Below are 21,860 nucleotides of genomic sequence, written 5' to 3' on the forward strand. Positions count from 1 at the left end.
AATAGTCGGCACCTGAGGAGATACCTATGCCAGTTTGGATTCGATCACTTACCTGTGTTTCATTACTGCTTGTTACCCAGGCGACCCTTGCAGATTGGCGGCTTACCGCGGCATCTAAGGTGGGTTATGTATCGATTAAAAATAATGCCATTGCTGAAAATAATTATTTTTCAGGCGTTACCGGTAGCCTCAACAAAAAGGGGCAGTTGAAGGTCAGCATTGATCTCAGCACCGTCGAGACCCAGGTTGATATTCGTAACCAGCGTATGCGCGATTTGTTTTTCGAGATCACGCAATATCCCGAAGCTGTCGTAACTGCGCAGCTCGATAGGCAAGAGCTTGCTCAGGTTGAATCGGGGGCACCTTTAGAACTTGTTAAGCCTTTTACGCTGTCACTTCACGGTGTTGAGAGCACCGCAGAGGCGCATTTGCGTATTGTTTCGGTGGGAGGTCGCGCTTGGGTTAGCACCGTGCGGCCTATTTTAATATCGGCCGCTGATTTTGGCTTAGAGGGAGGCGTTGCAGCGTTGCAAAAAATCGCGGGTCTGGAGGCCATCGCCGCTGTGGTGCCCGTCAGTGTCGATCTGAAACTGGTTAAAAAGTAAGTCGCTCAACGCACCCCGGCGCTTTGCAAAACTCCTTGCAGTTGACCTTGATAGCGCCCCTGTTTGGTCACATTGCCAACTTCCCCTGCGTAGCTGATTAGCGCTGAGAGTACTTCTGGGTTACCCGGCTGGTCCTGGTTGAGCTGTTCCAGCAAAGTGAATGCCTGTGCAGGTTGTCCGGTGTCATGAAGCGCAATGGCATACACATAGCGGTGGCGCGAGCCTTCGGATTCGAGTTCAGCAGCTTTGGCCAATTCGGTGATAGCGGTTGCGCTGTTACCCTCGCGAAATTCTAAAAGACCTAACGAGTGATGGAGTGCGCCCGGTGCCAGGGATGTCGCAATACCTTGCTTTAGAAGCGCCCGCGCCTCGTCCTCCCGCCCTTGGGTGCGCAGAACATCGGCTAAATTAACCCGAGCCGGATCAAGCTGTGGGTTGAGCCGCAGGGCTTCTCGCAGCGATGCTTCAGCGCGACCGATGTCTCCTCGAGCAAACCAGTAATTGGCGAGTTGAAGTTGTGATGAGGGCATATCGGCATGTTCGGTCAAAACGCTCTCATATTCGTCAAAGAGTGCGAGTAGAGGTGGTAAATCTTGAGGTCTTAATTCCTGCAGCGGTGTAGTGGCAAGTTGCTCTGCAACAGCCATCCGGACACCTTGAACAGGATCATTAATGAGCGTGCGCAACATGAGGTAACGCTGTGTTGGTGGCAGGGGCGCGCTGGCCCGCACAGCGCTACTGCGCAGCAGCGTGTTTTTAGAGGCTAGCAGCATGCCAGCAGTCTGAGATAGATCGGGTGGTGCCAAGCCGCCGTACTGCACCAGCGCAGACGCGCGCAATATCGGTGTGGCTGATGGGTCATCAATAATCTGTTTTAACGCCGGCATACTGCGAATATCCTGCCCATGAGCGCTGCGCAAAGCCATTGCTGGGTGACGCCGCGGGCTATCAAATTTAATGCCCCAATCACGAAGGCTATCGAGAGCCCAGGAGTTTGATTGGTCTGTGTGGCACTGGGTGCAGGCATTGGGGCTGCCGGTCATTAATGACAAATCGGGCCGGGGAACGCGCATGCTGTGATCCCGGCGTGAATCGACGCCCATGTAAAGTTGTGCAGGCATGTGGCATTCAACGCATTGGGCACCCGTGCTATTCGCCGCGTGTCGGTGGTGTTGGGGTGTGTCATAGGTGGCGGGCATATGGCATTGCGCGCATAGCCCATTACCTTCGGCAATTGGGGTGTTGCTGTGGGGGTTGTGGCAGTTGGTACAGACGACTCCCGCTTGATGCATTTTGCTTTGTACAAATGATCCGTACACGTACACCTCATCGCGAATTTGGCCATCGGGCCAATAAAGTGGCTCCTCAATAAGCGATAGCCGGTGGGTGTCGAGCAGGTCGGCACCGTAGTGGTAGTCCCCCAGGGTACTGCGGCGTGCGTGGCAGCGGGCACAGTTGTCAATTTGAATGTTGTCAGTCAGTGGGCTGCTGCGGTGGGCAATACTGGCGTTCTCCGCCCAAGCCCACTGGCCCTTCGCTGCGAGGGACATTTCAAAGCCGCCGTGGGGTGCTTGCGCGGTGGTTTTTTCTTTTGCCAAGGCAACGTGCTGAGCGCCGGGTCCATGGCAGCCTTCGCAGCCGACGTTATCGGCGTCCCAAGTCGTCGCGAAACTGCGCTCTGTAGCGTTGTACTGCTTCTTCACGTTGGTGCTATGGCACTCGGCGCACCGTGTATTCCAGTTTTGGTAGGGACCCGTCCAATGTAAGGGGTCCCCGGCCTTAATCGCGTCATCGGGATAGAGGTGGTACCACCGCTGTCCACCTTCAGATTCTGTACGGGCATCCCAGGCAATGGTTAAGGCCTGCAGTTTGCCGTCACCGATGGGCAGCAAGTATTGCTGCAAGGGGAACACGCCAAAGACCCAAGCAACGCGAAAGTCTTCGAGTTTCCCGGCCGCGTTGTCGGTGCGCACCCAAAAAGCATCATCTTTGCGATAAAAGGTGGAGGTTGTGCCCGCATAGGTGAACGTGGCGTCATTAAAGTTTCCGAGCACGGTTTTTTCCGTTACTGCCTGCATGGCCAGATCATGGTGGGAGCCCTGCCAATCGGCGAAAGGCTGCTCGTGGCACCCGGCACAGGTCGCTGTTCCTACATAGTCAGTGCTGGCCAGAGACATCGCCGAGCACAGGGTCGCGCCTATAAGGGTGGTAACGGTGGCAAAAGACAGTAGTTTTTGGCTGATCGTGCGGACCATGTACGCCTCATTAAAAATGTTAGGTTTGGTGGCGCGGCTATTTAGGAGGTGGTGGGAAGCTGCAGCGCTTTCCTGCTGCTTTTCTCCGAGCCCAAATAATGCTGCGCCAACCACCTTAAGTTTAGCCGAGCTTTAACCTCGGCATGCAGCTTAAATCGCGTCAATTTGGCGCAGCACGCAAATCTCGTCATTGCTGAACCGGTAGGTTATGCCCGGTCTGTGGCCAGGTGTCCTTGGGAGCGGCGTTCCCAAGAAAAACACACGACACTGGGATGGCCTCGGCGGCTAAGCTTGTGGCAGCGCGCAACCGTGCAGGGGAACCATCAGTCGCTGCGGTTTCCTCGAGATAGGCCCGACATGCCCTTCGGCGTGTTAGGCAGAGCCTTGTCTGTAGCTTAGCCGCTGCAAACTGAGCGCGTTTCAAAGTTATGCATTTGCCGCCGTATTTATAACGGTGCCCGTTTCGAATTGCGGGTTCGGGTACACTACGCCCCTGAAGCGAAACCGGCGCGTCGGCAGTGGCGGGCACGGGCAAGGGGCAGAGGTATTATGAAAGTTGGAATCTTAAAAACCGATACGGTGCGGCCAGAGTGGGTGGGTACCTATGGCGAATACCCCGACATGTTTGAAGCTCTGTTACGTCAGGTAGACCCAGAGCTGGAATTTCGCACGTGGGATGTTGAAGCCGGCGAGCTACCCGATGATCTGTCAGCAGTGGATGGTTACATCATTACCGGTAGTAAAAGCAGTGCTTATGACGATAAGCCGTGGATCCGTGCTCTCGAGGATTTTATTCGTCACGCGCACCTAGTAAAGGTCAAGTTAGTGGGCATCTGTTTTGGCCACCAGCTGGTGGCTAGGGCTCTGGGTGGTTTGGTCGATAAGTCGGCTAACGGCTGGGGTTGTGGCGTACAGGTTTACAGTGTTTCAGACGCGCAGCTACTGGCTGATGGTCAGGGCGTAGATTTGCAGTTACTGGCGTCACATCAGGATCAGGTCATGTTGGCCCCCGAGGGTGCGCAGGTTATTGCACGAAACGATCATTGTGATATTGCAGGCTTCCGGATTGGTGAGCACATACTTACCTTTCAAGGGCATCCTGAATTCATCCCTGAATACTCCAGAGACATTATGGCGCTGCGGCGTGAAATGATCGGCGAGGCTAGGGTTACAGAAGGTCTTGTCTCCCTCGATAAGCATGACCATCAGGGCGAGCGTGTAGCCCGCTGGATGCTCGATTTCATCGCCGCTCAGTAGGCCTTTATTTTACTCTGCCGAGGTCATGGTGCACTCGCCGGTCGTGGTTGCCCCCTACATCCGACTGAGTATTGGCCGTCTATTTAGCGTGCAGCTGCTCAAGGATCTAGCTAACTATGGCTTGTGACTGTTAGCTGCAAACCATCAGCAGTTGCGGCCTGCTAACCGTTGCGGCCTACCAGCTGCCGATGTTTTCCATCGACGCCCAGGGTTCCGCGGCGGGCATGGCATCTCCAGCCTGCAGCAATTCCACCGAGATGCCGTCAGGGGACTGGATGAACGCCATGCGACCGTCTCGGGGTGGGCGGTTAATGGTGACCCCTTTGGTCATTAGGCGCGCACAGGTCGCGTAAATATCGTCAACCCGGTAGGCCAAGTGACCAAAATTCCTGCCGCCATCGTAAGTTTCGGAATCCCAATTGTGGGTAATTTCGACCAGCGGCGCCTGATCCTTACGAGCTCGTTCGGCATCAGCCGGGGCAGCCAGGAAAACGAGAGTAAATCGTCCGGCCTCGCTGTCGTATCGATTCACCTCTATTAGTCCCAACTTGTTGCAAAAGAAGTCGAGGGTGCTGTCTAAATCACTGGCGCGGATCATGGTGTGCAAAAATTGCATGGCGATACTCAATGTAAAAATTAGGTTCCCTATTATGGGGTTTGCTGCTGGCCTTGTGTGGGCTATTGGTCGGGAAATTAGCTTTTAGTAGGACCTTTTAAAGACGGTTCACGCTAAACTCACCGCCGTGCCCGAAGGCTTGCGAGTTGGGGTGCTTTTTTTCTCCCTGAACTTGGATGACACCATGTGGTTTCGAAATTTACGTGCTTACCGATTACCTGAGCGTTTGGGGCTCGATGCTGAGGCAATGGCTCAGCGCTTAGAGTCTCGTCCCTTTACCCCCTGTCGCCCAGCACAGCCTTTAAGTGCGGGTTGGGTCGCGGCTCTCGATGACAGTGTCGAATCGCTGGTTCATGCGGCAGGCCCTTACTGGCTACTCCGACTCAAACGTGAAGAAAAACTACTGCCGTCATCGGTTATTCGCGATGAGGTGGGCAGCCGGGTACTACAAATTCAGACCGCAGAGGCGCGCAAAGTGCACCGTAAAGAGCGGTTGCAGCTGACCGATGAGGTTACTCAGGATCTTATGCCTCGGGCTTTTACCCGGGCGCGCAGTATTGAAGCGATGGTTTTTGAGAAAGATGGCTGGTTGTGGGTAAACAATGCCAGCGCCCCTCGCGCTGAAGACTTGCTTTCGGCGTTGCGTGAAGCGCTGGGCAGTTTACCGGCTGTGTTGCCCGTCACCCGTAAGAATCCAGCTGCGGTGATGTCTGAGTGGTTGCTACATGATCAGTTACCCGAGGGTTTTGAGTTGGGCACTGAGGCCGACCTCGTTGAGCCCGGAGAGGAGGGCGGTGTTGTTCGGGCTCGGAGTATGCTGCTGGATTGTGATGAAATTAGAGCGCATATCGAGTCGGGTAAACAGGTTCAGCGCTTGGCTTTAGCTTGGCAGGGGCGGCTGGAGTTTGTACTCGGTGCCGACTTAGTTATTCGTCGTCTGAAGTTTGCCGAAGCCCTGACAACAGCACACGACGATATCAATGAAGACCCTCTCGCCAGACGCGACGCCGATTTCTTGCTGATGAGCGAAACCTTGGCAGAGCTCTGGCCGGCCCTATTGCAAGCCTTTGGCGGGCTGGAGGCATGAGTCAAAACACAGATCCTCGCCCCGGCCGCTATCGACATTATAAAGGCGGGGCATATGAGGTTTTGGGTGTTGCCACGCACTCAGAGACAGAGGAACGACACGTAGTTTATCGCCCTCTTTATGGCGAAGGTGCTTTGTGGATAAGGCCGCTGGAAATGTTTGTTGAGTCGGTCGACGTTGATGGCGAGCAAAAACCGCGCTTTGCCCCCGAGGACATTGTGGGTTCATAGCTGACGGGCTGTCTAAGGTCTGTGGATCTGCTCTGAGGTTACTATGCTAGGTGCCCATGACGCTCGGGTCAGCAGATTTGGACCTAAAGTTCTCAAGCACAAATGTCGAAAGTCGTGGCGCCTTGCCGTGACTATTCTTTGACACAACCGTAGTTGGAATTTAATTCTACATGAGCACAGTGGTGTGATTGATTTTGTGCGATTGCACCTGCGCGAATGAAACAATGCGTGCCTAAATTAAGGGCATTGCTCAATGCTAAGCCTTGGTCAGGGTTTCTCAGAAATTAGTGAAAACCTATAGCGATCTATGCCGTACCCAAAACGCGGCTGCCACCGTCAAGGTGCGCATTACCTTGCTGGCCGTATAGCGTCACGCCGGTGTCATTGCCCCGGACAATGTTGATAGCTTGCTGGGTACGATCCCGCAGCGCCGAGATCAACATGCCATTTCGGTGGTTAAGTGTTTTGCAGCTTTCTCCCGCTGCCCGAATGGTAGAGGCGAGTTCTACTCCGGTAGCTCGCTGTCCCGAACTCAGTCGCGGGTGATTCGCCACGGACTGCAAATTTTGACTGCTACCTTCGGCTTCTCGGGTGCTCTTCGCCGTCATATACACTTCTAGGGCTTCATTTTTGTCTGCGATTGCACTTTCCAGCTGTTCGGCGTCGCTATTAACCAGGGCATCGTGCTCTGCTTCCAGTGCATGCAGCACCCGGGTGAGCGCTTCGGCTTCACGTGCCAAAGTATCGAGGCCAGGTGCAGAGGTTTTTTGTTCGGCCGCAGCAAACATTAGACCAGCTCCTGTTCCTGTCGAATCAATGCATCGGCAATCTGACCGGCATCTATTTCATAGTCGCCGTCGGCAATTCGCTGGCGTATAGCTTCAACTTTCTCCAAGTCGACACCATTCGCGGCGCGGACATCATCTGCCAGCGCATTGAGTCGTGTTGCCGTGTCGGTTAGTTCCACGCGGTCATCGCCCATGACAGCGGCGGCCGGTGCTTCTGATGCCGTGCCACGAGTTTCCTCGTTGCGGGTTCCTGCAGCGCGTCGGTCGTTGTCAATCCGGCTGGGGCCGCCTGATCCGGCTATGTCAATTGGTGCCATGGTTAACTCCAAGGTGCTTTAAGCACGTCGAGCGGTTTTTCTTAACCCTAGTAGCGACGGGATGTCGGAAAACTTTAGGTTTGTTTTCAATATTATCATTGTCTGCTTGAGGCATAGGTTATTGGATAATTACCGAGCCGTCGTTAGCAATAATGCCTTCGACCCGGGTGCCTGACGTTAGATTTGCCACCAGTACCCGGTCACCCGCAGCACCTTTGGCCAGCGCCTTTCCTTGCATGCTGACTCGCAACCCACCGCCGCCGCTCACAATGTTCACGGTTTGGCCGCGCTCAACAAGGATCGGTGCCACCAGATCGTTGAATCTTAGGGGGCTTCCGGGGTCGAGATTACGCCGTGCCTCCATGCCAATCAAATCCTCGATTTCAGTGACGATGCCGCCATTTTCCTGCGTGATGCGTCGCTTTTCTAAGATAATATCGTTATTTCCGATTAAATCGCCGCGTCTTAGCGCGCCGGTCAGAACGGGAACGACTTGATTAGCCGAAACCTCGCCGCGCACATAGAGCGTCCACGCTTCTTTCCCCGGGCAGCGTATGCCCACACTTACCGCACCAAGGGCGCGTTCGCTGCTGGTTGGAAGTGCTTCAAGGGCTTGAGTGCATTGAGCAAGCCCAAGCCGGCCGTCTAGGGGGCGCACCTGAACATCAAGTTGCTGATAGCCCTGCGCCGCCGCTCGAGACTGCATCGTCAGGGCCGCAGTGCTCGCGATATCTGACAATGAATGACTGCCGGTTTCGGCCTGGCTCAAGGCCGCAGTAAAAGTAAGGGTGCCTATTAGGGCACGCCGCCAATGTTTTGACATATCCCACCTCGTCAATTGGGTTTCTTGGTTGTATGCAAATGAGATGCCAACTTTTTTTGGCAGTGATCAAGCCCGGTATTGCCCTGCTCGCTTCGAGTGGCGCAGCTCTTCATTCGTCGGCCAACAGTTTGGAGGCGGCAAGGCTTGCCGTTTTAAGGGTTCTGCTTTGCCGCCGGTCTAGCGCCAAAAACTTGTCACCTTTAAAAGCACATATATAAGTCATTGTTTTTTATATTATTTATAAATTGGCACGAGTTTTGAATGACACATTGCGAACACAGGGAGGCCAACCATGGCTGGATTTGACAACGCATTAGGCATTTCGCCTCAGGTACTGGCACTGCGATCGCAGCGCATGAACCTTTTGAGCGCCAACATTGCCAATGCAGAAACGCCTAATTACAAAGCGCGTGATATTGATTTCCGTGCGGCCATGACGCAGGCCAGTAGTAGCCAAGAGGGTACGCAGCTGCGCGCTACTCAGGCGAAGCATATGACGGGATTTGAAAGTCAGTTGGGCGTTGAGACCGACATTAAGTATCGCCAGCCCAGCAGCCTGCAAGAAAACGGAAATACCGTGGAGACCTACCGGGAGCACGCCGAATTTATGGAAAACGCCCTTAAATATCAGGCCAGCCTGAATTTGCTGGACTCTCGCATTAAGGGGCTGCGTGCAGCCATTAAAGGAGAATAACGATGAGCCTCTTTGACAGCATGAGCATAGCCGGTACCGCGTTGTCGGCACAAACCACGCGGATCAACACGATTGCATCGAATATGGCCAATGCCAATTCGGTTTCATCAACGGCTGAAGACACGTTTAAAGCCAGAGCGCCCATCTTCCAGGCGGTATTGGAAGGTGAGTCTGACCAGTTAGGCGTGCGGGTGACAAGCATCGAAGAAGTTGGCGGCGAAGCGCGACAAGAATTTGAGCCCGCTCACCCGTTGGCTGACGAGGAAGGCTTTATTTACACGCCCGACATTGATGTCACTCAGGAGATGGCCAACATGATGTCGGCCTCGCGGTCCTTTCAGAGCGCTATTGAGGTCATTAATACGTCTAAACAGTTGGCGTTACGAACGCTGACGTTAGGCAAGTAAGGGGCGATTATGACATTAAGCGCACTGACTAATCCGAACGATTCTGCCTCAATTTTTGACGCTCTCAATCCGGCACGTGCGGCCGAGAAAGAAAAAGCAGGGTCCGCAGAAGAAATGGGGTCGGAAGAATTTCTGCAGCTCATGATTGCCCAATTGGAAAATCAGGACCCTACCAAGCCTATGGATCAAATGGCCTTTATGAGTCAGCTGGCCCAATTCACTCAGGTATCAGGTATCCAGGAACTCAATGAGAGCTTTTCGGGCCTGACAGAAACCCTCACCGGGCAGCAAGCACTACAAGCCTCACAAATGGTAGGTCGCAGTGTTTCCACCAGTAGCAACGTCGGTAACCTGAGTGTCTTGGGTACCAACACCACAGGTGACCCTGTGATGCGCATGAGCGCGTCCGTCGACATGGGCAACAACGCCACGGGCGGCAGTTTTTTTGTGCAGGACATGAGTGGACAACTGGTTTTCTCGGGCTCGCTGCCAGCGGGCTCGGGAACCTTGCCAGTCGTTTGGGATGGCGTTGATGCCGAAGGCAATACGTTGCCACCCGGTCAATACCGCATTTCAGCTGAGGTTGCACGCAACGGCGCCAATCAGGCGGCGTCAGTATTTGCTCACGAGCAAGTCGTTTCAGTCGCAATTGGCGCCGGCAATACGGTGACCCTAAATCTCGCCAACGGACAGTCCCTTGGCATTAATGAAGTGAAAGAATTTTTCTAAAGCAAAACTCAAGAGGATTACATCATGGCATTTAGTACCGCTATTTCCGGCATCAAGGCAGCACAAGCTAATCTCGACGTCATTAGTAACAACATCGCCAATGCAAGCACGGTGGGCTTTAAAGCTTCAAGCGCTCAGTTTGCTGAAATTTACGCCAGCTCTGTGTCAGGCGGTAGCAATGCCGGTCAGGGGGTTGAACTCACTGAAATTCGCGCTGATTTTTCTCAGGGCAGTTTAGATTTCACGGGCAGCGGCCTCGATCTGGCCATCTCGGGTAATGGCTTCTTTATCGTGTCAAACGGTGGCGCATCTGAGTACACCCGGGCGGGATCTTTTATCGTTGATCGTGACGGTTACCTCACGAATGAATCGGGTAACCGTTTGCAGGGCTATCAGGGCAACACCGATGGTGTCATTACTGGGGAGCTAGGCGACTTGTTTATCGACACCACCTTGGTCGACCCAAAAGTGACTTCAAAGGTCACAATAACCAGTAATTTGGATTCTCGAGAGGCTGTACCCACGACATCGACTTTTGCCCCCACAGATCCAACCTCGTACAACAGCACAACCTCAACGACTATTTACGACAGTCTGGGTAATTCTCACGTTTTGCAGCTGTACTACGTAAAGCAAGCCGCAGCAAATACCTGGAAAGTCCATACGTCGGTCGACGGGGGCACGCCACCCGCCGCCACTACCATTACCTTTGACTCCGATGGAACCCTCGCTTCGAATTCTGCTAATGCTATCTCCATTACAACACCTGCAAATGAATTGTTATCGGCAGCAGGTGTCGCCACCGGAGCTGCAGCACTGGCCTATTCGGTTGATATTTTGGCGACAACTCAGCTTGGCAGCGATTTTTCAGTGAACTCCGCGATACAGGACGGTTATGGCGCGGGTCAGCTCATTTCTTTTGAATTTGACGATACAGGCACGGCGTTTGCGCGCTATACCAACGGGCAATCACGGGCTATTGGCCAAGTGGCTCTAGCGAGTTTCCGCAATAACAACGGCTTGCAGCCTGTAGGTGGCTCTAACTATGTTGAAAGCTTTGGTTCCGGCGGCCCCAATATTGGCGTACCCGGGAACTCGGGTCGCGGCAATATTCAGGCGTCTGCAGTAGAGCAGGCCAATGTTGATATCACTCAGGAGCTAGTCAACCTCATTGTCGCCCAGCGTAATTTCCAGGCGAACGCCCAGGTGATTTCAACAGAAGATCAGGCCACTCAGGCCGTGATTAATCTTCGATAATCAGGCCTTCGGTGAACCGCCATGTCTAATATCGCTCACCTCGCCGCCCAGTCTGCTCGAGAAATTCAGCAGGCTCAGGCGGTGGTTACTCACAACCTTGCCAATAGCGGGACAACGGGTTTTAAGGCTGATTTGTATCAGGCGCAGTCCTCTTATCTAAATGCTGTTGCAGATGGCACCGCCACTTCCGGTAGCAATGGGAGTGCTTTGGACTACTCTGCGGGTGCCATTGCCCAGACGGGGCGCGATCTGGATGTTGCCATTACTGGCGACGGCTGGTTTCAGGTAGTGGCAAACGATGGCACCTTGGCGCTCAGCCGCCGGGGCGATTTAAGGGTGGACACCGACGGCATTTTGAAGGATGCCACGGGTAAGACGATTATGGGCAACGCCGGTCCTGTATCGCTGCCGCCCTACTCGAGTTTAAGCATTGGTACCGACGGCACCATTTCGATTGTACCCATGGGTGAATTACCCACCAACATTGTCGCCCTCGATCGGTTAATGCTGGTGAACCCGCCTGTGGAACAGTTGGTGAAAAGTGCCGACGGCATGGTTCGGGTCGACGATATGAACAGGCTTGAGCCCGACGCCAATGTGCGCGTCGCGGTGGGCGCTCTGGAAACCTCGAACGTTAGCCCCGTTGGGGCCATGGTCGAAATGATTACGCTGGCGCGGAGTTTTGAGCAGCATATTCAGACCATTAAATCTGCTGAAGAACTGGATGCTTCCAGTGCCAGCATCATGAAACTTGAATAAAAGGAACAGCGACCATGTCTCAGTCACTGTGGATAGCAAAAACTGGACTCGACGCCCAGCAAACAAAAATGGCGACGATCTCCAACAATTTGGCCAACGCGGGAACCAATGGTTTCAAGCGCGGGCGCGTTATTTTTGAAGACCTGCTGTATCAAAACGTTCGCCAGGTCGGCGCTCAGTCGAGTCAGGACACCGTCTTGCCTTCGGGATTGCAGGTGGGCACCGGTGCGCGGGTTGTCGCTACAGAGCGGCTGTTTACCCAGGGCAATTTGTCCCAGACCGACAACCCTCTCGACCTAGCCATTCAAGGGCGGGGGTTTGTCGAGGTGCTGATGCCTGATGGCAGCCAGGGTTTCACACGAGATGGTTCTTTCCAAATTAACGATCAGGGTGTCATGGTGACGGCTGCGGGCTATCAGGTTCAGCCGCCTATAACGATTCCCCAAGATGCTTTAAGTATTTCGATTGCGCCAGACGGCACGGTCTCTGTGCAGCAACCGGGCACACCTCAGGCGACACAGGTGGGCGTTATTCAGCTGACTGACTTTGTGAACCCTTCGGGTTTACAGGCTCGCGGTGAAAACCTCTTTTTGGAAACGGGTGCCAGTGGCGCGCCGCTCCCCGGTAACCCGGGTCTTAATGGCTTGGGTACTTTGCAGCAGGGGTTTGTCGAGGGCTCGAACGTCAACGTTGTTGAGGAGCTGGTCAATATGATCGAAACCCAGCGCGCCTACGAAATGAACTCAAAAGCCATCTCGACGGCAGACCAGATGCTGCAGTACGTGTCGCAGAATCTGTGAGTCGGGTAGGGAGACTGAAATGATACGGACCTTATTATCGACATTGGCGCTGGGCATAGTGTTGGTTGGCTGCGGCGGTGTAGAAACTAAAGTTCACCCGGCGTATGCACCGATCGAGCCTATCGATTATGCCGACAATCGTGAAGGTACCACGCCGGCGAGTCTGTATAACAAGCGTGGCGGGCTGTCTTTGTTTGAGGACACCCGAGCCCGATCTATCGGTGACATTGTCAGCGTTGTGTTACAGGAATCTACCAGTGCCGCGAAAAGCGCCGATACCGACCTGAGCAAGGGTTCAGATATTGGTGTCGATGCCCCTGTTCTATTTGGCGAGCCCTTCAATTTTGGCGGTGGCGATAGCTACGACCTGAGCCAGAGCATTGCTTCTGAGTACGGCTTTCAGGGGCAGGGCTCCAGCAACCAAAGTAATCGATTGCAGGGCGCTATTGCGGTGCAAGTGGCTAAGGTTTTGCCCAACGGCAATTTGGTGGTGCAGGGCGAAAAGTGGATCAAGCTCAATCAGGGCGATGAGTTTATTCAGCTTCGAGGCATTATTCGTCCAGAAGATATCTCTCCCCTCAACACCATTCCCTCTTCACTGGTGGCCGATGCACGCATTTCTTATGGCGGCACCGGCATTATCGAAGAGGCGAACACCCCCGGCTGGTTAACACGGTTCTTTACCAGCCCACTGAATCCTTTTTAAGGGAGCCACCATTGTGAAGCTTCAAAAGATCAATACTCTGGCTTTAGCCGCAGCTCTGATGCTGCTCTTTGTTGCCAGTCTCTCAAAGGCCGAGCGTATCAAAGATTTGGCTATGCTCGAGGGTGCACGAACCAATCAATTGGTTGGTTTTGGCTTAATTGTGGGCCTCGATGGCTCAGGTGACCAGGTTACTCAGACGCCTTTTACACTGCAGGCTGCGCGCTCAATGTTGCAGCAATTTGGTGTCAACGTTCCTGCTAACAGTAACCCCCAAACCAAAAACGTTGCTGCGGTTATGGTTACAGCAACCCTGCCGCCCTTCGCCAAGCCGGGTCAGACGATTGATGTCACGGTGTCATCTTTAGGTAACGCCAAAAGTTTGCGCGGCGGTGAGTTACTGATGACGCAGCTCAAGGCCGGCAATGGTGAAGTCTATGTTGTTGCACAGGGATCGCTAATTGTGTCCGGCTTCGGTGCGGAAGGCGCCGATGGCTCGTCTATTTCCGTCAATACTAAATCGGCGGGTCGTATTCCTAACGGCGGCATCGTTGAGCGCGAGGTACTTACACCTTTGCATGGAGCTGGACCAATTACCTTTAACTTACACTCGCCAGATTTTTCTACCGCCAGCAACATGGCCGCAGCGATTAACGGCTTTATGGGCCCTGGAACCGCTTCTGCCCTCGATGCGGTGTCGGTTCGAGTTGTCGCACCCGCTGAACCCGATGCCAAGGTGGCGTATGTCGCAGAATTGGAAAATATTCAAGTTCAGCGCGCCGCAGCAAGTGCCAAAGTCATCGTCAATGCGCGCAGTGGCACCATTGTGATTGGCGCTGAGGTTATGGTGAAAACGGCAGCGGTCGCCCACGGCAATCTCACGGTCACTGTCGATGAAAGCCTTGAGGTCAGCCAGCCAGGACCCTTTGCCCGGCGCGGCCAGACCGTGGTGACGACGCAGTCAGAGGTGAATGCCGAAGAGGACGATGTGCGCATGTTCCTGCTGCAGGAAGGCGTGAGTCTTCAGGAAATTGTTACGGCAATCAACCGAGTGGGCGCCGCTCCCGGTGACCTCATTGCCATTTTAGAGGCACTACAACAGGCAGGTGCGCTTAGTGCGCAGCTGATTATTATCTAATGAACAGCATTGGTCAGGAAGCGGCGGTTTATACCGACTTCAGTCAGTTGGAGTCATTAAAAGCTGAAGCGCAGGCAAACCCAAATGCGGCCCTCGAAGAGGTGGCGCAGCAGTTTGAATCGCTGTTTATGCAGATGATGCTGAAATCGATGCGTGACGCAACTATTAAGAGTGATCTTTTCAGTTCAGACCAGATGGACACGTACCAAACCATGGCCGACCAACAGACCGCGCTGTCACTGTCCCAACAGGGCGGCATAGGGCTGGCTCGAATCTTGGTTGAGCAAATGCAAGTGCGTGGACAGGCGTCAGGGGCGGAGCTTTCTGAGGAAGGCCAGACGCCGGCAGCGGCTGCCGAGAGTGGGATACCCCACACAAATTCAGTGGCGCCGGTTAAAGCTTTTGACATACCTGCCGCTATTCACAGCGCAATAAACCTTAAAGGCTAAGCATGGCGAATACACTAGGGATAGGCACAACGGCCCTAAGCGCACTACAGCGGGCGATTTCAACGACGGGGCAAAACATTGCCAACGTCAACACCGACGGTTATAGCCGGCAGTCGGTAAGTTTGTCTGCGCGTCCCGCGCAGGATATTGGCGCCGGATATTTGGGCTCCGGTGTGCAGGTTACCTCTATCGATCGCGCTTATAACCAGTTTCTGGCCAATGACGTGCAACAACGCACAGCCTCCAGCGGCTATTACTCCCTTTACGCCAATGCCGCGGAACGTGTCGACTCCATGCTGGGTGATCCGTCTACGAGTATTACCCAGGCCATGGACAGTTTTTTTGCCAGCGCCGAAGCCGTGGCCAACAGCCCCACATCGCTGCCCGAGCGCCAGGTGATGCTCTCTAACGCCGAAACGCTGGTACAGCGGTTTGACTACATCGTCGGCCGCGTCGACGACGTCACGAAAGAAATGAACAGCCAGATTGCGGGTGCGGTTTCAGAAATTAACCAGCTGGCCGGCGGTATTGCCACTTTAAACGACGAAATTGCTAAGGTATCGGGGCGAAGCAGCGGTTTACCCAACGATTTATTGGATCAGCGTGACGCGCTCATTGTGCAGCTCAGTAGTTTGGTGGATACCAAGACCGTGGCCCAAGACGACGGCTCACTCAATGTGTTTATTGGTCGTGGTCAGCCCTTGGTGACCGGTGCGGTTGCTGAAACTCTGGCGACACAAACTGACCCCAACTTGGGTAGCACATCGATAGTGACGCTATCGGCTTTTGTGGCGGGTTCGAGCGACGTGAGCACTTTCTTAACGGGCGGTAAATTGGGCGCAGCTTTGGCGGTCACCGATGAAGTGGTCAACCCCACACGTCGGGAGCTTAACTTACTGGCCGTGGGTTTTGCAGAAACCGTCAACGCTATTCAAAAGGATGGTGATGACCTTCAGGGCGTTAATGGCACGGCGCTATTTACTGAGACCGAGGGCGTTGTGAAAACCGCCGCAAGTGTTGACGACAGCACGGCTAACAGCGGTAATGCCACAGTAACCTTTACCGTAACCGATGCAAAATTACTAACCGGCGACAGCTATCGGGTGGATTACACGGCAACCGGGGTCAATTTACGCAACCTCACCACCGACGCCGTGACTACCCTAACGGCAAATCCGCAAACGGTGGACGGTGTCCGGGTAACCTACACGGCACAGGCTGCGACAGGTGCAGCAGGCGCCAACCAAGGCGATGCGTTTATTGTTGACCCGGTGTTTCAAGCTTCGCGATTTCTTGAGGTAAAAATAGACGACCCGGCAAAAATTGCCGCCGCTAGTAATGGCGGGGCTGCGGGTAACAACAGCAATATGCTGGCCATGATTGAATTGCGTGACCAGTCTTTACTCAAAGGCAGCACCGCAACCTACGGCGAGGTCTACAATAACCTGTTGTCCGATGTGGCTGTGCGCACTCAGCGCGCCCAGGCCAGTGCCGATACAGAGACCGCCTTATTGGGCAGCGCCCTCGACCGTCAAAGCAGTTTGCAGGGGGTTAACCTCGATGAAGAGGCGGCTAACCTGGTGCGTTACCAGCAAGCTTACCAAGCCGCCGCGCAAATAGTTGCGGTGGCCAACGAAGTATTTGACACCTTATTACGGGCTACCTCACGATGATTGATCGCGTGTCTTCAAATCAGGTATACCGCACCGGCATTGGGTCGATCCTCGATGCCCAGTCACAGCTGAGCCGCATTCAAGAGCAAGTGGCGTCAGGTAAACGTATTCAAAACCCTTCTGATGATCCGAGTGCTGCGGCAGAGATTATTCGTTTGCGTACTGAGTTGAATCGCGTGGAAACCTATCAGCGCAATGCTGATCGGGCGATTAACGCTCTGTCCTTTGAGGAGAGTGCCATAGCGGGTGCCGAGTCGGTACTGCAACGGGCGCGGGAACTCGCTGTTCAGGGTGCAAACGATGCACTACTCACACAGGAAGACCGCGAGATTATTGCGTCAGAAATAGATGGCTTGCGTGACTCTTTATTGAATATTGGTAATACCCGCAATGCCGATGGCGAGTACATTTTTGCCGGTGACCGCGTCAATTCTGCTGCCTTTAGTGAGTCGGGTGGCGCCATTAGCTACGACGGAACTGGTGGCCCGCGCATGGTAAATATAGCCGCCGGTATTCGCATTCAAGCGAACGATACAGGTGCCGAACTGTTTCAAAATGCGCCTGCGGGCAATGGTGCTTTTGAGGTCTCAGTACCCAACAGCAATGCGGGCAACGGTACTGTGGGTAGTACCGGCTACGACAATAGCTACCCGGGTAGCGAGAATTATACAATTTCCTTCTCAACGGGGGGCGCAGGGCAACTCCAGTACACCGTTACTGGAAGCACATCGGGTGCGTTAGCGGCTGCTCAGGACTTCACGCCCGGTGAGGCCATAAGTTTCGCAGGTGCAACGGTAGTAATAGCAGGTGAGCCTAATGCCAGTGATACTTTTGCGGTTACCTCGGGCGGTACCCAAAGCGCCTTCGATACGCTAACTGAGCTTAGTGCTGCGCTGCGCACCACCGGTTCTAGCGACGCTACGGCAAAGCGCGTGTCTCGCGTCGGTGCAGCTATCCAAAGTATCGATGCTAACTTGGGTCAGTTCTCTAAAGTGCGCACCGATTTAGGTGCACGTTTGAATCGGCTTGATGACCAGGTCGCACTAAACGACAGCTTTAACCTGCAAGTTGAGCGCACAATCTCTAGCCTTGAAGATCTTGATTTGGCCAAAGCGGTCACTGAACTTAACCTTCAGCTGGTGGCACTTCAGGCCGCCCAGCAATCTTATTTAAAGACGCAGGGCATATCACTGTTTAACTATCTATGATGTCTGCCAGTTTGCTCTGGTTTAGCTCCCACCCTGTATTTCGATTGTCCTTTTAGCAACATAGCCATGGCGCCCACCTTAAAAAACGTGTGACGGCACCGGCTAACTTCCCCGACTTGACCTTGCTCTCTCTTAGTTTTTTCGCAAAGCAAGCCATTTGGTGACAGTTTTTTCCCGCCGAATTTTATTGCCGATCTAGGCAATTAAAGGTCAGTGCGTTTTTTTAAGGCTCTTCGTAAATTCTGATTGGCTTTCAAAGGCGTTGCAGGTGGCTGGAATTGCTGTTTTCTGCGTGGCAAATCACATAAAAACACTTAGCCAGTTAAAAATATTTTTAAAGGTTACTAAAGCTTTGTCATGGCTCGTCGCTACTAAGGGTGAAGGAAGCGGGTTCACAAATGAATCCAGCATGTTTTAAACCGACTAGGCACGCAGAGCGGGCCAACAAGGAGCGACACCATGGCACTTGTCATTAACACTAACGTAGCCTCGCTGAATGCCCAGCGAAATTTAGACGCCAGCCAGTCAGCGGCATCTACATCTTTAGAGCGACTGTCTTCTGGTCTGCGAATTAATTCAGCAAAAGACGACGCGGCAGGTCTAGCGATTGCCAGTCGCTTCACCTCGCAAATTAATGGTTTGAACCAAGCGGCGCGTAACGCCGCTGATGGCATCTCGTTAGCGCAAACCGCTGAAGGTGCTTTACAAGAGGTGACGAATAACCTGCAGCGAATTCGTGAATTAGCGGTACAAGCCTCTAACGCAACTAACAGTTCTGCGGATCGTGCGGCACTGCAATCGGAGGTTGACCAGTTAGTGTCTGAAATCGACCGTGTTTCAAATACTGCAAACTTTAATGGCGTGAAGCTTCTTGACGGTTCATTTACCAGCCAAACTTTTCAGGTTGGAGCGACCGAAGGTGAAACTGTAGCGGTCAGCAGCATTATTGACTCTAATACCAACGCGCTGGGTGAGAATGCACTTACTCTTGGCGGGTCGAAGTTGAATACCACCACCACAGGCGGAACACAGGTAAGTGGTATAACCGGCAACGATCTGGCCATCACCGTGACGGATGCAAACGGTAGTACGGTTGGAACCGCTGGAGAGGTTATCGCCATAGCCGCCAATGATCAGGCCAGCACAATCGCTGCAACTATAAACGCGCTAGACTCGGCGTTAGGGCTAGAAGCGACTGCAACTAACTCGGCCGTTTTCGGCTCTTTGAGCGCTGCCTTGGGAGCGACATCATTCACCCTAGAGGGAACGACAATCAGCGCGACCATCACCGATGCACAAGATCTTACAGTCTTGAAAGATGCCGTTAACGCAAAAGCTGCAACAACTGGAATCACGGCTTCTTTCGCTGATACAAGCGATAAGGGAGAGCTTACGTTCACCGCAGCTGATGGTAGAGACATTGCTCTTGATGGTTTAGATACCGTCACTAACACGGACACCATATCGTTTGGTGGAGTGACTTTGGTGGAAAGTGGAGGCCAGGATGGCGCGGTTGCGGTAGGTTCAGTTGCAGTTACCAGTACCAAAGGGTCAATCGCACTTGCTGAAACCTCAACTAGTGAGGTTGTATCGGGTAGTGCTCAGGCTAGTTCATTGGATTCAGTTGATAACGTGGACCTAGCAACAAGTGCAGCAACAGCGGCAGCGTCACTGTCGGTTCTAGATGCGGCAATTGCACAGGTAAGTGCGGGTCGATCTGATCTCGGTGCGATTCAGAACCGTTTCGAATCAGTGATTTCCAGCCTCCAGGTTGCTTCTGAAAATGCCGAGGCCTCCAGGTCACGCATTCAGGATGCTGACTTTGCCTCTGAAACGGCTAACCTAACCAAGTCGCAGATTTTGACTCAGGCGGGTATCTCGGTTCTGGCTCAGGCCAATGCTCAGCCCCAGCAGGTTCTTGCGCTTCTGCAGTAATAGAGGCCTAAGTCTACTAAGGTAAGTAAACAACCGGACAGTGCGAACTGTCCGGCTTTTTTGTCGGCTAAAGCTCTAAATTAGTTTTAATCGACAGGGAGGATTTAAAAATGAGTACATCAGTAAATCCCAACCAGCCACCGATGCCCTTAGCTGGCACGGGGACAACGCCAGTCGAACGGGAAGCGCCTGTTGAGCGGGTAACTGCCGAGGCGGCACCGCGGGAAGTGAAGGAAGTAGAGCGAGAGCGACCTTCGGCCCAGGAAGTAGTGCAGGCAGCAGCAGACCTCAGTGAGTATCTTTCAAGTGCGTCGCGGTCATTGCAGATTAATGTCGACGGCGAGCTGAAGTCACCCATTGTGACCGTATTAGATACCGATACCGACGAGGTGATTCGTCAAATTCCCAGTGAAGAACTGGTGGCTTTGGCGCGGTTTGCGGCCAAGCAGGGCGCAGACGCCACCGTCGTCTCGGGTGTGTTAATCAACGAGGAAGGTTGATTCAGAAAATCGGGTGCTTAAGCCAACACTGGCACGCATGTTGCAAGGTCAGTTGGGAAGGGCAGTACCGTCAAATTTTCTACACGGCTCTCTTGGAGACGTGAAGCACAGTAAAGGAATGCGGCATCATGGTGGCAGCAACAGGCCTGGGTTCAGGGCTTGACATAGAGAGCTTGGTTTCTGGCCTTGTGGGCGCCGAGCGTGTACCCCAAGAGCAGCGTTTGCTGCGCCAAGAAACCGGTTTCACCTCACTGCTATCGGGGCTTGGGCAGCTCAAAGGTGCTCTGGCAGCGGTACAGCCGACCCTGACAACGTTGAAGAGTGACAGCACCTACGCGGCCTACACGTCGTCTTCGAGTCAAACCAGCGTTGCCTCTATCTCCACAGCAAACTCTGGCAATGTTGCCACGGGCACGTATGCACTCGAAGTTTCTAATTTAGCGGTCAATCAGTCTTTAACCTCAGGCACTTTTGCAGCTTCTGATACGGTTGTGGGTACGGGCAAGCTCACCATTGCGTTAGGTACCCCCACGTACTCGGGCAGCACCTACTCAGGTTTTTCGGCCAATGCATCGCTCACAGCCGTAGACATTGATATCGACAGCTCCAACAACACGCTGTCGGGGGTGCGCGATGCGATTAACGCCGCTAATGCCGGCATTAATGCGTCCTTGGTCAAAGATGGCAGCCAATATCGCTTACTCATTACCACCGAAGACACCGGCGTGGCTAATAGCGTGTCGATTAGCGTTGACGAGGACGGTGACGGCACGGCAAACAATACGAGTACCGACACCGACAACACCGGGTTATCCCAGCTAGCGTTTAACAGCACAGCTGCCAACATGACTCAATCGGCTGCCGCCGAGGACGCCGCTTTCACAATCAATGGCTTGGCGTTAACAAGTGCCTCTAATGTACTGACTGACGTGCTTGACGGCGTTACGGTCACGCTGAAAGAGCAAACGACCAGCGCTGCGACACTTACAGTGGCAGATAATCCAAGTGCCATTACCAGCGCTGTTCAGGCTTTTGTTACCGCCTACAACGGCTATGCTACCAGCGCTGCCAGCTTGACTAAATATGATGCCACCACTCAGGTTGCAGGCTCGCTTCAAGGAGACGCCACCGCCCGAGGTGTAATTGCACAGGTGCGCTCGACGCTAACCAACTCAATAGCCACGGGCGGTAGCTACACCGCGCTGGCGGAAATTGGCATTACGACGAAAGCGGACGGCACATTAACGCTTGATACCAGTGTTCTTGATACGGCCATTACAGCGGATCCCAGCGCGGTAAAGACGTTATTTGCGGGCGGCACAGTGAGTGGCGCTGAAGTGACCGGGGTGGCTGACAACTTAGATACTTTGTTAACGGGCTTCTTAAGCACTACGGGTGTTTTTGAAAGTCGCACCGACAGTTTAAATAACCGTGTCGAAGATATTGTCGAGCAACGAACCACGTTAGATCGCCGTATGGTCAATCTCGAAGCGCGGTATCGCGCCGAATTTAATGCCCTGGACTCGTTGCTTGCTCAACTCACGTCTACGGGTGATTTCCTACTGGCTCAGCTTGATGCCCTTCCCGGGTTTAACAGCGGGTCTGATCGAAAATAAACACTGATTTAAGG

The 21,860-nt window shown here is 53.6% G+C and carries 23 protein-coding genes; 18 read left to right on the forward strand and 5 right to left on the reverse strand.

Annotated elements, in window-relative coordinates; genetic code table 11:
• The first annotated feature begins 26 nt into the window (after window positions 1–26).
• On the forward strand, window positions 27–605 hold the full coding sequence (locus ACMAY6_RS00295) for a YceI family protein (protein WP_435213432.1): 579 nt from the start codon (window positions 27–29) through the stop codon (window positions 603–605).
• A gap of 5 nt (window positions 606–610) precedes the next feature.
• Here ACMAY6_RS00295 and ACMAY6_RS00300 read toward each other — a convergent pair whose 3' ends face one another.
• Window positions 611–2,860: a tetratricopeptide repeat protein gene (locus tag ACMAY6_RS00300; RefSeq protein ID WP_435213434.1), complete on the reverse strand. Its 2,250-nt coding sequence runs from the start codon at window positions 2,858–2,860 to the stop codon at window positions 611–613.
• Window positions 2,861–3,409: 549 nt separating this feature from the next.
• Here ACMAY6_RS00300 and ACMAY6_RS00305 point away from each other — a divergent pair.
• Entirely contained in the window at window positions 3,410–4,117 is a 708-nt protein-coding gene (locus tag ACMAY6_RS00305; RefSeq protein WP_435213436.1) for a glutamine amidotransferase-related protein, read from the forward strand.
• A gap of 175 nt (window positions 4,118–4,292) precedes the next feature.
• Here ACMAY6_RS00305 and ACMAY6_RS00310 read toward each other — a convergent pair whose 3' ends face one another.
• Window positions 4,293–4,733 (reverse strand): VOC family protein, encoded by a 441-nt coding sequence (locus ACMAY6_RS00310; protein WP_435213438.1) that lies wholly within the window; start codon window positions 4,731–4,733, stop codon window positions 4,293–4,295.
• A 184-nt stretch (window positions 4,734–4,917) separates the two neighbouring features.
• Between ACMAY6_RS00310 and ACMAY6_RS00315 the strand changes: the two genes are divergently transcribed.
• Both ACMAY6_RS00315 and ACMAY6_RS00320 read left to right on the forward strand, forming a co-directional pair.
• Window positions 4,918–5,820 carry a recombination-associated protein RdgC gene (locus ACMAY6_RS00315; protein ID WP_435213440.1) on the forward strand — a complete coding sequence of 301 codons (903 nt, stop codon included), beginning with the start codon at window positions 4,918–4,920 and terminating at the stop codon, window positions 5,818–5,820.
• Window positions 5,817–6,050, forward strand: coding sequence for a DUF1653 domain-containing protein (locus tag ACMAY6_RS00320; protein ID WP_435213441.1), 234 nt, complete (start codon window positions 5,817–5,819; stop codon window positions 6,048–6,050). Before ACMAY6_RS00315 ends, ACMAY6_RS00320 begins: the two co-directional genes overlap by 4 nt.
• Before the next feature lie 305 nt (window positions 6,051–6,355).
• Here the strand turns inward: ACMAY6_RS00320 and ACMAY6_RS00325 are convergent, their stop codons facing one another.
• The 3 genes from ACMAY6_RS00325 to flgA all read right to left on the reverse strand — a co-directional run bounded on the left by ACMAY6_RS00325 (window position 6,356) and on the right by flgA (window position 7,978).
• Window positions 6,356–6,838: a flagella synthesis protein FlgN gene (locus ACMAY6_RS00325; protein WP_435213443.1), complete on the reverse strand. Its 483-nt coding sequence runs from the start codon at window positions 6,836–6,838 to the stop codon at window positions 6,356–6,358.
• Window positions 6,838–7,155 (reverse strand): flagellar biosynthesis anti-sigma factor FlgM, encoded by a 318-nt coding sequence (gene flgM, locus ACMAY6_RS00330; RefSeq protein WP_435213445.1) that lies wholly within the window; start codon window positions 7,153–7,155, stop codon window positions 6,838–6,840. Before flgM ends, ACMAY6_RS00325 begins: the two co-directional genes overlap by 1 nt.
• 118 nt (window positions 7,156–7,273) lie before the next feature.
• Window positions 7,274–7,978, reverse strand: a complete 705-nt coding sequence (gene flgA / locus ACMAY6_RS00335; RefSeq protein WP_435213447.1) for a flagellar basal body P-ring formation chaperone FlgA — start codon at window positions 7,976–7,978, stop codon at window positions 7,274–7,276.
• A gap of 292 nt (window positions 7,979–8,270) precedes the next feature.
• On the opposite strand from flgA, the gene flgB reads away from it, so the two are divergent.
• The 14 genes from flgB (at window position 8,271) to fliD (ending at window position 21,846) form a co-directional block, all read left to right on the forward strand.
• Window positions 8,271–8,672, forward strand: coding sequence for a flagellar basal body rod protein FlgB (gene flgB / locus ACMAY6_RS00340; RefSeq protein ID WP_435213448.1), 402 nt, complete (start codon window positions 8,271–8,273; stop codon window positions 8,670–8,672).
• Between the two features lie 2 nt (window positions 8,673–8,674).
• Window positions 8,675–9,079, forward strand: coding sequence for a flagellar basal body rod protein FlgC (gene flgC / locus ACMAY6_RS00345; RefSeq protein WP_435213449.1), 405 nt, complete (start codon window positions 8,675–8,677; stop codon window positions 9,077–9,079).
• A 9-nt stretch (window positions 9,080–9,088) separates the two neighbouring features.
• Window positions 9,089–9,808 carry a flagellar hook assembly protein FlgD gene (locus ACMAY6_RS00350; RefSeq protein WP_435213451.1) on the forward strand — a complete coding sequence of 240 codons (720 nt, stop codon included), beginning with the start codon at window positions 9,089–9,091 and terminating at the stop codon, window positions 9,806–9,808.
• A gap of 24 nt (window positions 9,809–9,832) precedes the next feature.
• Window positions 9,833–11,065, forward strand: coding sequence for a flagellar hook protein FlgE (gene flgE, locus ACMAY6_RS00355; RefSeq protein WP_435213452.1), 1,233 nt, complete (start codon window positions 9,833–9,835; stop codon window positions 11,063–11,065).
• 21 nt (window positions 11,066–11,086) lie between these two features.
• Complete coding sequence (locus ACMAY6_RS00360) at window positions 11,087–11,824, forward strand: flagellar basal body rod protein FlgF (RefSeq protein WP_435213454.1); 738 nt, start codon at window positions 11,087–11,089, stop codon at window positions 11,822–11,824.
• Between the two features lie 14 nt (window positions 11,825–11,838).
• The gene (flgG, locus tag ACMAY6_RS00365) at window positions 11,839–12,624 is read left to right on the forward strand and encodes a flagellar basal-body rod protein FlgG (protein ID WP_007234254.1); all 786 of its coding nucleotides are present in this window, start codon (window positions 11,839–11,841) and stop codon (window positions 12,622–12,624) included.
• A 19-nt stretch (window positions 12,625–12,643) separates the two neighbouring features.
• On the forward strand, window positions 12,644–13,330 hold the full coding sequence (locus ACMAY6_RS00370) for a flagellar basal body L-ring protein FlgH (RefSeq protein WP_435213456.1): 687 nt from the start codon (window positions 12,644–12,646) through the stop codon (window positions 13,328–13,330).
• 13 nt (window positions 13,331–13,343) lie between these two features.
• Window positions 13,344–14,465: a flagellar basal body P-ring protein FlgI gene (locus ACMAY6_RS00375; RefSeq protein WP_435213458.1), complete on the forward strand. Its 1,122-nt coding sequence runs from the start codon at window positions 13,344–13,346 to the stop codon at window positions 14,463–14,465.
• Window positions 14,465–14,914 (forward strand): rod-binding protein, encoded by a 450-nt coding sequence (locus tag ACMAY6_RS00380; protein WP_435213460.1) that lies wholly within the window; start codon window positions 14,465–14,467, stop codon window positions 14,912–14,914. The genes ACMAY6_RS00375 and ACMAY6_RS00380 overlap by 1 nt, the downstream gene beginning before the upstream one ends.
• 2 nt (window positions 14,915–14,916) lie before the next feature.
• Window positions 14,917–16,587 (forward strand): flagellar hook-associated protein FlgK, encoded by a 1,671-nt coding sequence (gene flgK / locus ACMAY6_RS00385; RefSeq protein ID WP_435213462.1) that lies wholly within the window; start codon window positions 14,917–14,919, stop codon window positions 16,585–16,587.
• Window positions 16,584–17,795 (forward strand): flagellar hook-associated protein FlgL, encoded by a 1,212-nt coding sequence (gene flgL, locus ACMAY6_RS00390; protein WP_435213464.1) that lies wholly within the window; start codon window positions 16,584–16,586, stop codon window positions 17,793–17,795. The genes flgK and flgL overlap by 4 nt, the downstream gene beginning before the upstream one ends.
• Window positions 17,796–18,254: 459 nt before the next feature.
• On the forward strand, window positions 18,255–19,730 hold the full coding sequence (locus ACMAY6_RS00395) for a flagellin (protein ID WP_435213466.1): 1,476 nt from the start codon (window positions 18,255–18,257) through the stop codon (window positions 19,728–19,730).
• A gap of 110 nt (window positions 19,731–19,840) precedes the next feature.
• The gene (locus tag ACMAY6_RS00400; protein ID WP_435213468.1) at window positions 19,841–20,230 is read left to right on the forward strand and encodes a flagellar protein FlaG; all 390 of its coding nucleotides are present in this window, start codon (window positions 19,841–19,843) and stop codon (window positions 20,228–20,230) included.
• Window positions 20,231–20,358: 128 nt separating this feature from the next.
• Window positions 20,359–21,846, forward strand: a complete 1,488-nt coding sequence (fliD, locus tag ACMAY6_RS00405; RefSeq protein ID WP_435213470.1) for a flagellar filament capping protein FliD — start codon at window positions 20,359–20,361, stop codon at window positions 21,844–21,846.
• Window positions 21,847–21,860 lie beyond the last annotated feature (14 nt).

Source organism: Luminiphilus sp. nBUS_16 (assembly GCF_051201645.1).
Taxonomy (GTDB): Bacteria; Pseudomonadota; Gammaproteobacteria; order Pseudomonadales; family Halieaceae; genus Luminiphilus.